The sequence below is a fragment of the Cupriavidus sp. PET2-C1 genome, from assembly GCF_054515855.1.
Genome location: NZ_CM137259.1, coordinates 586,749 through 601,357, shown reverse-complemented (window position 1 = coordinate 601,357; position 14,609 = coordinate 586,749). Strand labels below are relative to the sequence as shown.

The 14,609-nt window shown below is 64.2% G+C and carries 13 protein-coding genes; 3 read left to right on the top strand and 10 right to left on the bottom strand.

The genetic code is table 11. The features are described 5' to 3' along the window. Positions 1–51: 51 nt before the first annotated feature. The 3 genes from ACX12D_RS02690 to ACX12D_RS02680 all read right to left on the bottom strand — a co-directional run bounded on the left by ACX12D_RS02690 (position 52) and on the right by ACX12D_RS02680 (position 3,773). Positions 52–951: a glutamate/aspartate ABC transporter substrate-binding protein gene (locus tag ACX12D_RS02690; RefSeq protein ID WP_459372827.1), complete on the bottom strand. Its 900-nt coding sequence runs from the start codon at positions 949–951 to the stop codon at positions 52–54. Positions 952–1,316: 365 nt separating this feature from the next. Next, positions 1,317–2,624: a Glu/Leu/Phe/Val family dehydrogenase gene (locus ACX12D_RS02685; RefSeq protein WP_459372826.1), complete on the bottom strand. Its 1,308-nt coding sequence runs from the start codon at positions 2,622–2,624 to the stop codon at positions 1,317–1,319. Between the two features lie 177 nt (positions 2,625–2,801). Continuing rightward, complete coding sequence (locus ACX12D_RS02680; protein WP_150987952.1) at positions 2,802–3,773, bottom strand: LysR family transcriptional regulator; 972 nt, start codon at positions 3,771–3,773, stop codon at positions 2,802–2,804. 174 nt (positions 3,774–3,947) lie between these two features. Between ACX12D_RS02680 and ACX12D_RS02675 the strand changes: the two genes are divergently transcribed. Together ACX12D_RS02675 and ACX12D_RS02670 are read left to right on the top strand one after the other, a co-directional pair. Further along, entirely contained in the window at positions 3,948–4,544 is a 597-nt protein-coding gene (locus ACX12D_RS02675) for a cysteine dioxygenase family protein (RefSeq protein ID WP_459372825.1), read from the top strand. A 60-nt stretch (positions 4,545–4,604) separates the two neighbouring features. Beyond that, complete coding sequence (locus tag ACX12D_RS02670; protein WP_459372824.1) at positions 4,605–5,063, top strand: Lrp/AsnC family transcriptional regulator; 459 nt, start codon at positions 4,605–4,607, stop codon at positions 5,061–5,063. A 755-nt stretch (positions 5,064–5,818) separates the two neighbouring features. On the opposite strand, the gene ACX12D_RS02665 is transcribed toward ACX12D_RS02670, so the two are convergent. The 5 genes from ACX12D_RS02665 to ACX12D_RS02645 all read right to left on the bottom strand — a co-directional run bounded on the left by ACX12D_RS02665 (position 5,819) and on the right by ACX12D_RS02645 (position 12,156). Then, positions 5,819–6,991: an integrase core domain-containing protein gene (locus tag ACX12D_RS02665; protein WP_459372795.1), complete on the bottom strand. Its 1,173-nt coding sequence runs from the start codon at positions 6,989–6,991 to the stop codon at positions 5,819–5,821. 302 nt (positions 6,992–7,293) lie between these two features. Then, positions 7,294–8,079: an ABC transporter permease gene (locus ACX12D_RS02660; protein WP_459372823.1), complete on the bottom strand. Its 786-nt coding sequence runs from the start codon at positions 8,077–8,079 to the stop codon at positions 7,294–7,296. A gap of 2 nt (positions 8,080–8,081) precedes the next feature. Beyond that, entirely contained in the window at positions 8,082–8,945 is an 864-nt protein-coding gene (locus ACX12D_RS02655) for an ABC transporter ATP-binding protein (RefSeq protein WP_459372822.1), read from the bottom strand. Further along, positions 8,942–9,952, bottom strand: coding sequence for an ABC transporter substrate-binding protein (locus tag ACX12D_RS02650; protein WP_459373910.1), 1,011 nt, complete (start codon positions 9,950–9,952; stop codon positions 8,942–8,944). The genes ACX12D_RS02655 and ACX12D_RS02650 overlap by 4 nt, the downstream gene beginning before the upstream one ends. Positions 9,953–10,260: 308 nt before the next feature. Next, positions 10,261–12,156 carry an ABCB family ABC transporter ATP-binding protein/permease gene (locus ACX12D_RS02645; RefSeq protein ID WP_459372821.1) on the bottom strand — a complete coding sequence of 632 codons (1,896 nt, stop codon included), beginning with the start codon at positions 12,154–12,156 and terminating at the stop codon, positions 10,261–10,263. Positions 12,157–12,334: 178 nt separating this feature from the next. Between ACX12D_RS02645 and ACX12D_RS02640 the strand changes: the two genes are divergently transcribed. Further along, complete coding sequence (locus ACX12D_RS02640; protein ID WP_459372820.1) at positions 12,335–12,757, top strand: acyl-CoA thioesterase; 423 nt, start codon at positions 12,335–12,337, stop codon at positions 12,755–12,757. Positions 12,758–12,783: 26 nt separating this feature from the next. Here ACX12D_RS02640 and ACX12D_RS02635 read toward each other — a convergent pair whose 3' ends face one another. Together ACX12D_RS02635 and ACX12D_RS02630 are read right to left on the bottom strand one after the other, a co-directional pair. Beyond that, the gene (locus ACX12D_RS02635) at positions 12,784–13,560 is read right to left on the bottom strand and encodes an enoyl-CoA hydratase (protein ID WP_459372819.1); all 777 of its coding nucleotides are present in this window, start codon (positions 13,558–13,560) and stop codon (positions 12,784–12,786) included. 54 nt (positions 13,561–13,614) lie between these two features. Further along, positions 13,615–14,571, bottom strand: coding sequence for a DegV family protein (locus ACX12D_RS02630; protein ID WP_459372818.1), 957 nt, complete (start codon positions 14,569–14,571; stop codon positions 13,615–13,617). Positions 14,572–14,609 lie beyond the last annotated feature (38 nt).

The window sequence follows — 14,609 nt, the reverse complement described above, 5'->3', positions numbered from 1 at the left end:
AAAAGAAACGGAAGGACATGCCTTCCGTTTCACACAACCGGAATCCCAGTATCAGTCGAGTGCCTTGTCGTTCGGCGTCTTGAACAGTGCCTTCATGTCTTCCGACAGCGGGAAGTCCAGGTTCAGGCCCTTGGGCGGGACCGGCTGCTGGAACCACTTGGTGTACAGCGTATTGATCGAGCCATCCTTCATCATGCCGGTGATGACGTGGTCGGCCAGCTTCTTGAACGGCGCATCGTCCTTGCGGATCATGCAGCCATACGACTCGCGCGATTGCGCCTTGCCAACCACGATCCAGTCGGCCGGGTTCTTGGCCTTGGCGCGCTCACCGTACAGCAGTGCGTCGTCCATCATGAAGGCGACGGCGCGGCCCGATTCCAGCGTCAGGAACGACTGGCCATGGTCCTTGGTGCTGATGATGTTCATGCCCAGTTTCTGGTCATCGTTCATCTTGCGCAGCAGGCGTTCCGAGGTGGTGCCGGCGGTCGTCACCACGTTCTTGCCCTTGAGGTCGGCCCAGTCCTTGATGCCGCCATCCTTCTTCACCATGATGCGGGTGCCGATGATGAAGATGCTGGTGGTAAACGAGGCTTGCTTCTGGCGCTCGAGGTTGTTGGTGGTGGAGCCGCACTCGATGTCGATGGTGCCGTTCTGCAGCAGCGTGATGCGGTTCTGCGAGGTGATCGGGATTTCCTTGACCTGCAGGTTCGGCAGCTTCAGCTGGTCCTTGATCGCTTCCACGATCTTGACATTGACATCGTAGGAATAACCGACCTGGCGCACGCCGCCCAGGTTGTAGTTGAACGGAATCGACGATTCACGAACGCCAAGCGTAATCACACCGGTGTCTTTGATCTTCTGCAGCGTGCCCGTCAGTTGCTCGGCAGCTTGCGCGGTACCGCACAGCACGCCAGCAGCAATCATCAGGGAAGCCAACTTGGCAACATTCATAACATCTCCTTGACCATGAAGAGAAAGGCGGGACTCTAACAAAAAACCACCCGCCGACGAAATAGTATTGCGCAGGCAAGCACTCAAGACAACGGGTTTTTCCCCTAACAGCGCCATTTAAAGCATGGTTTGCAAGGCAAATGAGGCATGCCTCCACTGCCGTGAAGCCGTTGCGCCAACGCGTCGGGCCGGCCTTGCCGCAAGGCCTCGCCAGCACGGACGCCCCCCTCGTGCGTGGGGGCAGCGAGCGCATACGACAACGCGGCTGCCGGGAAGCCCGGCAGCCGCGTTACCAATCCTGGATGGGCTTGTTGCGCCGCAGCATCGCCAGGTAGCAACGCCGCGGCGCCAAGCCGCGTCAGGTATCAGGGATAGAGACCACGCATTTCGCGCGCCTGAAGAATCCGCGTGCACGCCACGATGAAGGCGGCCGTGCGCAAGGTAACCTTATTGTCCTGAGCGACCTGCCAGATCGCCCGGAATGCCTCTTGCATGATTCGTACCAGGCGCTGGTTGATTTCCTCTTCGGTCCAGAAGAAGCTGGAAAAATCCTGTACCCATTCGAAATAGGAGACCGTAACGCCGCCAGCATTGGCGATGACGTCGGGCGCCACCAGGATATTGCGCTCGCGCAGGATGTCGTCGGCCTCGGGCGTGGTCGGGCCGTTCGCACCTTCGATGACCATGCGTGCCTTGATGTGGGGCGCGTTCTGGGCTGTGATCTGGCCTTCCAGCGCGGCCGGGATCAGGATTTCGCAATCCACATGCCAGAATTGCTCGGCGGAGATGGTCTCGCCCTGGAAACCTTCGATGGTGCCGCTGTGCGAGGCATATTCCATCATGGCGGGCACGTCCAGGCCAGCCGGGTTGTACAGCGCGGTGCGGTGGTCCTGCACCGCCACCACCTTGGCGCCTGCCTCATGGAACAGCTTGGCGGCCACGGCGCCGACGTTGCCGAAGCCCTGCACGGCAACGCGTGCGCCCTTGATCTCAAGGCCAAGGTTGCGCGCCGCCTCGGAACCCACCACGAACACGCCGCGGCCGGTTGCCTCGCGGCGGCCCAGCGAGCCGCCCAGCGAGATCGGCTTGCCGGTCACCACGCCGGTGGCGGTGCTGCCGGAATTCATCGAATAGGTGTCCATCATCCATGCCATCACCTGTTCATTGGTGTTGACGTCGGGCGCCGGAATGTCCTTGTTGGGTCCGATGATGAAGTTGATTTCGCTGGTATAGCGGCGCGTGACGCGCTCCAGCTCCGAGCGCGAGAGCGTGCGCGGATCGACGCGGATACCGCCCTTGGCGCCGCCGTACGGCACGTTGACCGCGGCGTTCTTGACCGACATCCAGGCCGACAGGGCCATCACTTCCGACAAGGTCACGTCCTGGTGGAAGCGCACGCCGCCCTTGCCCGGGCCGCGCGACATGTTGTGCTGCACGCGATAGCCTTCGAAGTGGGCAATGGTGCCGTTATCCATCTCGATCGGCACGTCCACCACCAGCGCGCGCTTGGGGCGCTTCAGGGTCTCGACCCAGCGGGCCAGCGAGCCCAGGTAAGGCGTGACACGATCGACCTGCTGCAGGTAGATGCCCCAGGGCCCGAGCGCATCGGCGTTCAGGTAGGAAGGCAAGGAGTGGTTCTTGACGGCAGGATTGGACGGCGCTGCGGAAGACATCGTTTGGTTCCGGTGTGAAAGTGCCGCCAGCTTAGGGGAGGCGGCCCCGCCGAAGCCAATGCCGTTTGATTATCCCGTTATGCATGCTTTGCATAACCTTTGACCAAGGCCCCGTGCTGCCCTGTGCCGGCCTTGCCCGCTATGTGGCGGCGTGCCCGGCGCACCAGCTGCGCGCCTTCAGGGTTTCGGCAGTGCGGGCAAGGCCTGCGCCGCCAGCGAAGACCACACGCGTTCCACCAGCTGGCGCTTGTTGCGAACCTGCGCGCTGCGCCGCTCGTTGACGTGTTCGCCCGGCTTCTCCCGGTAAAGCCGGATTTCCATGTCGATCGACAACGGCGCGCCGCGCGCGGCCTCCGCGCGCACCAGCCGGTGCTGGACCAGTTCCTCGCGCACCGCGCTCTCCGGCAGGAAGGCCATGCCATGCCCGGACAGCGCCATCACCTTGAGCGCCTCGGCCATATCGGTCTCGTAGCATTTGTCGAGCTTGAGCGCGTCGGTGGTTTCCGACAGCAGCATGTCGACCATGCGGCCAAGGAAGGCGTTGGGCGTGTAGCTGAGGAAGGGCACCGGCTTCTTGTCCGTGCCCGGCAGCCGGTACAGAGGCTTGCCGGTGGCGTCCGGCACGCTGTATGGCGACAGCCGCTCGGTGCCCAGCACCATCATGTCGTAGTGCGCGGGATCGAGCTGGATGGCCTGGCGCGCATGGTGGTAGACCATCACCAGGTCGCAGCCGCCATCGACCAGCGCCAGCACGGCGTCGTGCACGTTGAGCGCACGCAGCCGGCACGGCAGCGTGCCGATCTCGCGCTCCACCGCCTTGAGCCATTCGGGGAAGAACGTCAGCGACAGCGTGTGCGGCACCGCGAATTCCAGCACCTGGGCGTTGGCCGAACGCTGCCCCCGCATCAGCGCGCGGGTCTCGCTGACCTGCGCCAGCATGGCCAGGGCCTGCTCGTAGAACACCTTGCCCGCCGGCGTCAGGCTGGTGGGATAGCTGGAGCGGTCGATCAGCTCCGTGCCCACCCAGGACTCCAGCGACTGGATCCGGCGCGAGAACGCGGGCTGCGTCACATGACGCTGCTCGGCCGAGCGCGAGAAGCTGTGCGTCTCGGCCAGGCTGACGAAGTCTTCAAGCCACTTGATTTCCATGAGGCGGCATTATCCACCGGCTTCCTGCGGTTTCGCCACCACCAGGAATAATATTCTATTCATTTTATTTTTATTAGAATGTAACTACACTTACATCCAGATTTGCACGACAAGACGCACGTGCTTGCTACGGGACGGACGCTATGATGGTCTCAAACCAACAAGGAGCCCTTCATGGCCACCCAGCAAGCCGCCGTTACCGATATTGCCCGCCACGCACGTAGCGCCGGCGTCCTTGGCACCCTCGACGCGGCCAGCGGCCAGCCGGATCTCTTTGCCCCGCTGTCCGACGGCATGTCGTCCGCCTTTGCCGCCAGCGCGCGCATGGTGGCGCAAGGCATCGAAGCCTGCCTGCCGGATGCCGCCACGCTGCTGGCGCTGCTGCCGGAATCGCTGCGCGAAGGCTCGGCCGAGGGCTATGTGCGCCACCTGGTGCACGCCGATCCGCTGGCGCGCTTCTCCGCCATGCTGATTGTCTGGCGGCCGGGGCAGCACAGCCCGGTGCACGGACACCAGACCTGGTGCGCCTACCGGGTGCTGCGCGGCACGCTGCACGAGCGCCACTACCGCTGGGACGCACAAAAGCGGCAGGCGCATCCGTGCGGCGAGATCACGCGCACGGTGGGCGATACCTTCAGCGTGCCGGCTGGGCTGCGCCATATCCATGCGCTCGGCAACGACAGCGACGCGGTGGCCGTGTCCCTGCATATCTATGGGGTGGACCAGGAACACATCTGCAGCGGTGTGAACCTGCTGGTGGACGCGGCCTGAGTCTTGCGGCCGGCGAGCGGCCAGGCACCCGAACGACGCTGCGCGCCAACAGGATTTGCCATGGACCGATACGACCGCCAGATACTTGCCGCTCTCCAGGAAGACGCCACCGTGCCGGTGGCCGAGCTGGGCGAGCGGGTGGGCCTCACCTCCACGCCGTGCTGGCGGCGCGTGCAGAAGCTGGAAGAGAGCGGCGTAATCCGCAAGCGCGTGGCGCTGCTGGACCCCACGCTGCTGAATGTGGGCGTGACGGTATTCGTCTCGGTCCGCACCAGCCAGCACAGCGTCAAATGGCTCACGACCTTTCATGACCTGGTCGCCTCGATCCCCGAGGTGACCGAGTTCTACCGCATGGCTGGGGATACCGATTACCTGCTGCGCGTTGTGGTCCCGGATATCGCGGCCTATGACCGGGTCTACAAGAAGCTGATTCAGGGGGCTGAACTGGCTGATGTTAGTTCTAGTTTTGCTATGGAGCAGATCAAGTATACGACGGCATTGCCTTTGGATTATGCGTGATTGGGGTTGGTCCTGTTTATTTCATCGGCGTTGGTTTTTGGACCCAAGAGCCATACGACATCCCCCTGCGGGGGCTGCCGGTCACTCTTCTTTGCGTCGGCAAAGAAGACTAACGAGAAGAAAGCCGACCCTGCCGGGCGCAGAGCAATAAGGCCTTCGAATATCAGTGATTTCGTCGTACGGCCCGGAGTGTTGGCTGGCGAATCCTACCGACCCAGAGGACATCGCTACTGCATGACCCTATGGTCACGTGGTGGTGCCCCTGATCGCTTTGCTCGGTGAGCGTTCGGCCATCTGCCGTTCGCGGTACGGGGCACCACGATCCTGTCTGCCTTGGTGGTTTCGTGGTTTTGTCTCTGACGGTGGCCGCCCGGCCATTTGATGCCCTGCCGTACCGGCGCGAGCGGCACCTGCTATCCCCCCCCCTCTGGTTTCGTGGTGGGCACCGTGGCCCGGTTCGCGAGGGCCGCGCTCGCACCTCACCGCGCTCGTCCTCCGAGACAAAACCACGAAACCAGCCACACCCGAAACGGCGCAGCCCCTCGCGCCGCGAACGGCAGATGTGGGAATGGTCACCGCACACGAGGTCAGGGGCCTCACGACGTAACCCATGGGTCATGCAGAAACGATGCCCTCTGGGCCGGTAGGATTCGCCAGCCAACACTCCGGGCCATACGACGCAACCACCGAGGCCCACAAGCCCGATTGCTCTGCGCCCTGTACGAGTCAACCACATGGGTAACAAACGAGTTCACTCACATAGGTAACACTTTGAGGGTTAGATAGCCTTTTCTGGCCTGGCGTTCATCGACTTGGCCCAATGCCATTGGGCCGAAGTAGACACGCCACAATCCTTCGCCTATTGCTTCCAGTCCGACCGTTTCGCCATAGAGCAAATGCCCCACATAAATGATCTTGCCAGCCTTGTAGATCAAACCACCACTCGTCACCTTGTGGGGCTCGACGTAGCTCGCATACTCCATTGGCATCAGCCGCTTTGGATACGCTCGGCCTGACTCCACATAGCGGCTCTGCGGTGTGCTCTGGTTCAGCGCTTCATGCGGCCTTTGCTCGTTGTAGAAACGTTGGAACTCGTCCATCCGCCGCTGCTGTGCCCGCAACGTAGTGGCAGGCGGTTGGGCCGTGGCGCGCTTGAGCGTGCCATGCATCCGCTCGTGCCGCCCATTCTGCTCCGGATGCCCGCGGGCTATGCGCTCCGGCATGATCCCCAGCTTCAGCCACCAGATCGACAGCCGCGACAGCCCGCCACAGCCGATGCTCGCAAAGGGCACGCCGTTGTCCGTGCGCAGCCGGTCCGGTAACCCATAGCGGCGAAACAACCGCTCGAACACCGCCTGCGTCGGCACCAGCTGCGTACCGCGCAGGCCCTGGCAGCTCAGCAGATAACGGCTCGCATGATCCATCACCGTCAGCGGATAGCACCACTGCCCATCCCCGGTCAGAAACTGCCCCTTGAAGTCCGCGCTCCACAGCCCGTTGGGCTCGTGCGCCGACCTCAGCACCCCGCCGTGCGGCATCACCCGGCGGCGCACGCGCCGCGAGACAATTCGTCCAGCCTGCTTCAGCACGTTGTAGATGGTCGTGCGCGACGGCACGGCCTCGGCGCCAAAACGCCCTTCCAGCAGCTTCTGGATCTTCTTCGGGCCCTGCTCCAGGCCGCCCTGCGTGCGCAGCTCCAGAATCGCCTGGCGAATCCCATCCGGCAACCGCTCCTGGCAATGCCGATTGCGCCCGCGCTCGGCGAGGCCTTCCAGCCCTTCGCTGTCGTACCGTTCTATCCACTTATAGCCGGTCTTCCGGCTAATGCCATAACGCTCGCACAGGGCGCTGACGCTCTCGAGCTGCCGCAGATGATCGGCGATGAACAGAATTCGTTGGTCCATGGGTCTCAGCTCGCTCCAGGGCATGGGCGTCTCCTTCCAGGCTCGCCCATGCAGGGTAGAAAACTGTCACCTATGTGCTTGAACTCAAGTGTCACCTATGTGAGTGAGTCGTACCCCCGGCAGGGTCGGCTTTCTTCTCGTTAGTCTTCTTTGCCGACGCAAAGAAGAGTGACCGGCAGCCCCCGCAGGGGGATGTCGTATGGCCCTTGGGTCCAAAAACCAACACCGCTCAAAGAGAAACAGCGACCAACCCCGCAGAGCGATGTCATATGGCACCTTGGGTACAAAAACCAACGCCGCCCAAACGACCCCCTCTAGCCCTCAATTCACCCCCGATGCGCCCACCCCGTCATCCGCCTCTCCACCACCGCAAAAAGCTCATACATCACCATCGCCATCACGGCGATCACCACCAGCCCTGCAAACGCCAGCGGCATCTTCATCGCCGATCCGGCGGACACCAGCAGATAGCCGATACCCTCATTGGCAGCACTCATCTCCGACACGGTAGTGCCGACGAAAGCCAGCGTGATCGCCACCTTGAGCGACGCAAAGAAGTAAGGCATCGACCGCGGCAGCCCGACCTTGAGCAACACATCGGTGCGCTTTGCACCAAGTACGCGCAGCACATCCTCCAGCTCCGGCTCCAGCGTAGCCAGCCCTGTAGCGATATTGACCATGATCGGGAAGAACGAGATCAGGAAGGCGGTCAGGATCGCCGGGCCGGCGCCAAGCCCGAACCACACCACCAGGATCGGCACGAAGGCCGCCTTCGGCAACGCATTGAACGCCGTCATCAGCGGATACCCGGCGGCGTACGCCAGCTTGGACGAGCCCATCAGCAAACCCAGCACCACGCCCACGATGATGGCAAGGCCAAAGCCGACCATGGTGGTCCAGAAGGTACGCCAGGCGTGGCCGGCAATCACATCCCAGTAGTCGAGCAGCGACGTGACGATCGCGCTGGGGCTGGGCAGGATGAAGTCCGACACATTGAACACAAGGCACGCGCCCTGCCACAGCAGCAGGAAGGTGCCCAGCAGCAGCCACGGCGCCACGCGCTGCACGCGGCGTTGCTGAGCCGCGCTCATCGAGGAAGAGAAAGTGCTCATGGTCAGTGCTGCCGTACGTGGCCGATCTTCTCGCGCAGCGCATGCACGAGGTCGGCAAAGGGTTCGGTATAGGTCAGGTCGAGATCGCGCGGACGCGGCAGGTCGATCTCCTTGCGCGTGAGGATGCGCCCAGGGCGCTGGCTCATCACGTAGACGGTGTCGGCCAGGAACACAGCCTCGCGCAGGTCGTGGGTGACCAGGATCACGTTGAAGCGCTGGGCCTGCCACAGGTCGCGCAGCACGCACCACAGCTCCTCGCGGGTAAAAGCGTCGAGCGCGCCGAAGGGCTCGTCGAGCAGCAGCATGCGCGGCTCATGAATCAGCGCGCGGCAGATCGAGGCACGCTGCTGCATGCCGCCGGAGAGCTGCCACGGGTACTTGTCCTCGTAGCCGGCCAGGCCCACGGTGCGCAGCAGCTCGCGTGCGCGCGCCGTGTACTCCTCGCGCTGCTGGCGCAGTGTGGAGCGGTAGGGCTCGACGATTTCCAGCGGCAGCATGACATTCTGCAACGTGGTGCGCCAAGGCAGCAGCGTCGGCGCCTGGAAGGCCATGCCAACCATCTTGAGCGGGCCGGTGACCTTCTCGCCGGCGATCCTGACCACGCCGCGCGTGGCCGGCTTGAGCCCGGTCGCCAGCTTCATGAAGGTGGACTTGCCGCAGCCGGAAGGCCCGACGATGGCGATGAACTCGCCCGGCTCGACCTGCAGCGAGATGTCCTCGATGGCGAACTCACCCTGGCGGGCAAGCTCGTCGTTATAGGCGAGCCAGACCCGGTTGAACTCGACGAAGGGTTGCGCCGCCGGCTCGTCCGGCAGTTCGGGAGCAAGCGCGGCCCCGGTGCGCAGGGAAGTGGTGCCAAGCGTCATCGCAGCACATCCAGTTCGGCAGCGGACGGCAGGTAGGCATCGGTCCACAGGTTGTCGGGGTTGATGCGGCCCTTGGTGCCGAAGGCGTCGGCCACTTGCGAAGCCATCAGCGACAGGCGCGGCTTGTTGACGCGGCCAAAGCCCTCGGCGCGCGCGTCGGGCGACTTGACCACGCTGTCCAGCGCCATCTTCAGGCGCTTGGTCTCGAGCTTCTCGTCGATGATGCCGTCACGCGCCTTGACCGCCTTGATGCCCTCTTCCGGCTTGGCGATGACGTCCTTGGCCGATTTGGCGAAGGCGCGCAGGAAGGCCTTGACCGCCTCCGGGTTCTTCTTGAGGAAGTCTTCCGAGGCGATCACGGCGTTGCCGTACAGCTTCACGCCGTATTGCGGGTAAGGCAGCACCACGATGTCCTCGTCCTTCACGCCACGCGCATTCAGGTTGAGGATGGAGGTGAAGGAGAAGCCCGTGATGGCGTCGAGGTCGCCGCGCGTGAGCATGGTCTCGCGCAGGGTCGGGTCCATCGCCTGCCAGTTGAAGCTCGATGCCTGCAGGCCGTTGGCCTTGGCGAAGATCGGGAAGGCGCGGCGGCCGGCGTCGAATACCGGTGCGCCGAGCTTCTTGCCGGCCAGGTCGTGCGGGGTCTTGATGCCGGACTTCTTCAGCGCGAGCACGGCGGCGGGCGTGTTGTTGTAGACCATCATCACGGCCACCGGCTTGTTCCTGGCATCCGGGTTGTTGCCGTAGAACTCCATCACCGAGGCCAGGTCGGCAAAGCCCATGTCGTAGGTGCCGGAAGCCACGCGGTTGACCACGTTGCCCGATCCGTTGCCGGCGTCGATCGACACATCGAGCTTCTCGGCCTTGTAGTAGCCCTTCTGCTCGCCCAGCAGGAACAGCGCGGACGGGCCTTCGAAGCGCCAGTCGAGCTGGAAGCGGACCTTGGTCTGGGCGTGCGCCTCGCCGGCAAATTGTGTCGACAGCACCAGGGCAGTGCCCAGCGCCATGCCAAGCTGCAGCCAGCGGCGGCGCGCGGTGGATACGGCAGCGCCGGGCGCGGCATGGGCGGGCTGGGCGCCGGCATGAGCGGCAGTGGCCTCGAACGGGGTGGCGGCACGGAATAGCGGCATTGAATTCTCTCCAGTTAGTCGTCTTCCTGGAGAGTTCGTCCGCAAGGCGCGTGCCATGCGGACACGCACCACGATGGGGCTGATACGCCACCTATTGTCGAACCAAATTCGTGCAACCGGATGTTTCGGTCCGGTTTGCCACAATGGATTGTCAACAATTCATTGTGGCCCTGGCGATTGCCGTGTCAGGCGTCCTGGGTTGCGTCGCCGGCTTCGATCGCCAGCGCGACATCCTCCACGGGAGCCTCGTTCTCTGCCGCGCTGCGCGCCTGGATGTGCCACATCTCGGCGTAGCGGCCGTCGAGCCGCATCAGTTCGGCATGGGTGCCGCGCTCGACGATGCGGCCGTGGTCCATCACCAGGATCTGGTCGGCGTGCACCACCGTAGAGAGCCGGTGCGCGATCAGCAGCGTGGTGCGGTTCTGCGCCAGCCGCATCAGCTCGGCCTGGATGGCTTGCTCGGTACGGGAATCCAGCGCCGAGGTGGCTTCATCGAAGACCAGGATCGGCGGGTTCTTCAGCAGCGTGCGGGCAATGGCGACACGCTGCTTCTCCCCGCCCGACAGCTTGAGGCCGCGCTCGCCCACCGGCGTGTCGTAGCCTTGCGGCAGCTCGCGGATAAAGCCGTCGATCTGGGCCGCGCGCGCGGCCTCGATGACTTCGTCGCGGCTGGCGTCGGGGCGGCCGTAGGCGATGTTGTAGTAGATGCTGTCGTTGAACAGCACGGTGTCCTGCGGCACGATGCCGATGGCGCGGCGCAGGCTGTCCTGCGTGATCGCGCGGATATCCTGGCCGTCGATCTCGATGCCGCCGCTGCTCACGTCATAGAAGCGGAACAACAGCCGCGCCAGCGTGGACTTGCCCGAGCCGCTGTGGCCCACCACCGCGGTAGTGGTGCCGGCGGCGATGGCGAAGTCCACCTCGTCCAGGATCACGCGGTTGCTCTCGTAGCCAAAGCCGACACGGTTGAAACGCACCGCCGCGCCCTGCACGCGCAAGGCCGCGGCGTCCGGCGCATCGGCGACTTCGCGGTTGGTGCCCAGCAGCACGAACATGCGGTCCATGTCGGTGGTGGCCTGCTTGATCTCGCGGTAGATCACGCCGAGGAAGTTCAGCGGAATGTACAGCTGGATCATCAGCGTATTGACCAGCACCAGATCGCCCAGCGTGAGCTTGCCCGCCGCCACGCCCACGGTGGCGCGCCACAGGATCATGATCAGGCCGGTGGCGATGATGGCCTGCTGGCCGAAGTTGAGGAACGACAGCGAGTTTTGCGAGCGGATCGCCGCGGTGCGGTACTTGCGCAGGTTCTCGTCATAGCGGCCGGCCTCGTACTCCTCGTTGCCGAAGTACTTGACGGTCTCGAAGTTGAGCAGGGAATCGATCGCCTTCTGGTTGGCGCGCGAATCCAGCTCGTTCATCTTGCGCCGGAAGTGCGTGCGCCACTCGGTCACCACGATGGTGAACACGATATAGCTCACCAGCGCGCAGCCCGTGATGGCAGCGAACCAGATGTCGTAGTGCAGGATGAAGAAGCCCATCACCAGCCCCATCTCGACCAGGGTCGGCAGGATGCTGTAGAGCGAGTAGGAGATCAGCGACTGGATGCCGCGCGTGCCGCGCTCGATGTCGCGGCTCATGCCGCCGGTCTGGCGGTCCAGGTGAAAACGCAGCGACAGCGCGTGCAGGTGGCGAAACACCTGCAGCGCGATCTCGCGCACCGCGCTCTGCGTGACCTTGGAGAACAGGATCTCGCGCAACTCGGTAAACAGCGTGCCGGACAAGCGCAGTATCCCGTAGGCGACGATCAGCCCCACCGGCACCACCAGCAGCGCGCTCGCGCTGCCGGCGGGAACATTCATGTTGTCCACCAGCTTCTTCATCAGGATCGGCACGCCCAGGTTGGCCACCTTGGCCGCGACCAGGCACACCAGCGCCAGGATCACTCGCCACTTGTAGTGCCAGACATAGGGCAACAGGTTGCGCACGGTCTGCCAATCGCTGCGGGGAACGTTGGATTTGCCGAAGAGGGAAGAAGGCTGGGCGGGGGACGGCTCGGCCGACGTAGAGTAGCGTCGCATACGTTAGAATTCGGGCGAATATGCGATTGTGGCAGAGATCGACATAATTAGCCGGCGCCACGCCGCAAGCGCGCGTCACGGCAGCGCCGCGACGCCCGGGCCGCGCGGCGGCAAGGTCACTCCGCCGCAGTCCGCCCTACCCCGCCCCAACCCTATCCAGCCTCATCAAGCAGCCATCATGAATCAAGCCAACGTCCTCCCCTGCCTGCCCCCTGGCAAGAATCCCGCACTGCGCGTGGTCCCCATGCCGGCGGATGCCAATGTGCATGGCGACGTCTTCGGAGGCTGGATCATGGCCCAGGTGGACATCGCCGGCTCGATCCCGGCGGTGGAACGCGCCCAAGGCCGCGTGGCCACCGTGGCGGTGAACTCCTTCCTGTTCAAGCATCCAGTCTTTGTCGGCGACCTGGTGAGCTTCTACGCCGATATCGAGAAGACGGGCCGCACCTCGATCACCGTATCGGTGGAGGTCTATGCGCAACGCATGCGCCACAGCAACGAGATCGTCAAAGTGACCGAAGCCACCCTGACCTACGTTGCCACCGACGATACACGCCAGCCGCGCGTGCTGCCGAAGGCAAAGGACACGCCGCCGGCCTGAGTGCGCAGCGGCGGTTTCCATGCGCCTTAGCTAAACTGCGAGAAATCCGGGCGGCGCTTCTCGAAGAACGCCTTGAACGCCTCCTTGGCTTCCGGTGCCTGCAGCATGCGCCGGAACACCTCGCCCTCCTCCGCCATCCTGGCCTGCACGGCAGCCTTGTCGCTGCCCTTCATCAGCCGCTTGGTTTCCCGCAGCGAAGAAGCCGGCAGCGCGGCCAGCTTGAGCGCCTGCTGCTGCACGAACTCGTTGAGCTCCGCCACCGGCAGCACGCGCGTGGCCAGGCCGATCTGTAGCGCTTCCTGCGCGCTGAACGCCTCACCCAGCATCAGTTTCTCGGCAGCGCGCTGGTGACCCAGCAGGCGCGGCAGCAGCATGCTCGATGCCGCCTCCGGACACAGGCCCAGCTGCACGAACGGCAGCGACAGCTTGGCCGTCTCGGAGACATAGACCAGGTCGCAATGCAGCAGCATGGTGGTGCCCACGCCCACCGCCGGGCCGCTCACCGCCGCCACCAGCGGCTTGCTGGCCTGGCTGATCTGCTGCAGGAACTGGAATACCGGCGCCGGCTGGCCGCCCTCGTCCGAGGTGGGCGGGCGCTGCATGAAGTCTTCCAGGTCGTTGCCGGCGGTGAACACTTCCGGCTTGCCGCGGATCACGATCACGCGCACGGCAGGGTCGGCATCGGCGGCGCGCAGCGCATCGGCCATGGCCTGGTACATCGCCGCCGTGATGGCGTTCTTCTTGTCGAGGCGATCGAACTCAAGGGTCAGGATGCCTTGCTCGATAGTGGTCAGGATGCTCATGAAATCGTCTTCTCCTTACTGCTTGGTTGACTTGCCCGCCATGCTGGAACCCGTTCACTCGAACGCCGGCGGATCCTCGCAAAGATAGCTCATCCCGAACGCCTTTGCGCCGACGTTGAGCGCCACCGTCAGGCTCATCGGCGCCAGCATCAGCTCCACGCCATGCTGCTGCGCGGTGCGCGCGAGCGACTGATAGGCAGGCAACGCTTCAATCGCCCCGGGTGGCCCGGCATAGCTCAGCGATACCGCCGGGCTGAGCAAGCGGCCGCTGCGGATGCACTGCTGCGCATGCGCCATCACGCGGCGCATGCCTTCGTCCGCGCCGCGCGCCTTGGCCACCGGCTCGGTCTGGCCGCGATGCATATGCACGACGGGGCGGATATTGAACGCGCTGCCGAGCATGTAGCGGCCCCAGGTGATGCTGTTCTCGCCCTTGTGCTTGGCCCGCGTGTACATGTAGAGCAACTCGTCGGGCACCAGGAACATATGCGCGGCGTAGCGCAGGCGTGTCTCCACGGCCTCCACCACCGTTTGCGTGCTGGCGCCGCCGCCCAGCAAGCGCGCCGCCTCGCGCACGATCAGCGCCTGGCCCGGGCCGATCGCGCCGGTGTCGATCACCTTCAGCTCGAACAACCCCGTGCGCCCCGCGTCCTTGCGTGCCTTGAAGCTCCTGGCCACGGTGCCAACCACGGCGCCCGAGGCATGCGCATACAGTTTGCTGCGGCTGCTGGCGATGGTGAGCAGCAGCGCGCGGTCGCATGAGGTCACCACATGCTTGAGCAGGTGGTCTTCGATCTCGCGTTCCAGCAAGGGGACGGATTCGGCGTAGTGGTCCTGCTTGCCGACCAGATACTGCGCGTAAAGCGACGGCAAGGCCGGCTCGTCGCGCACGTCGGCCACAAAGCGGTCGCCCGCGCGAATGCGGAACGGCACCGTGCGCACGCCAAGCTCGGCCATCAGCGCGCGCGGCATGTCGCACGCGGCGTCGGCAAGGATGAGTGTCTCCTGCATCTTGTTGTTTCCTCCCTGTCAGGTGGGCCGCATCGAGG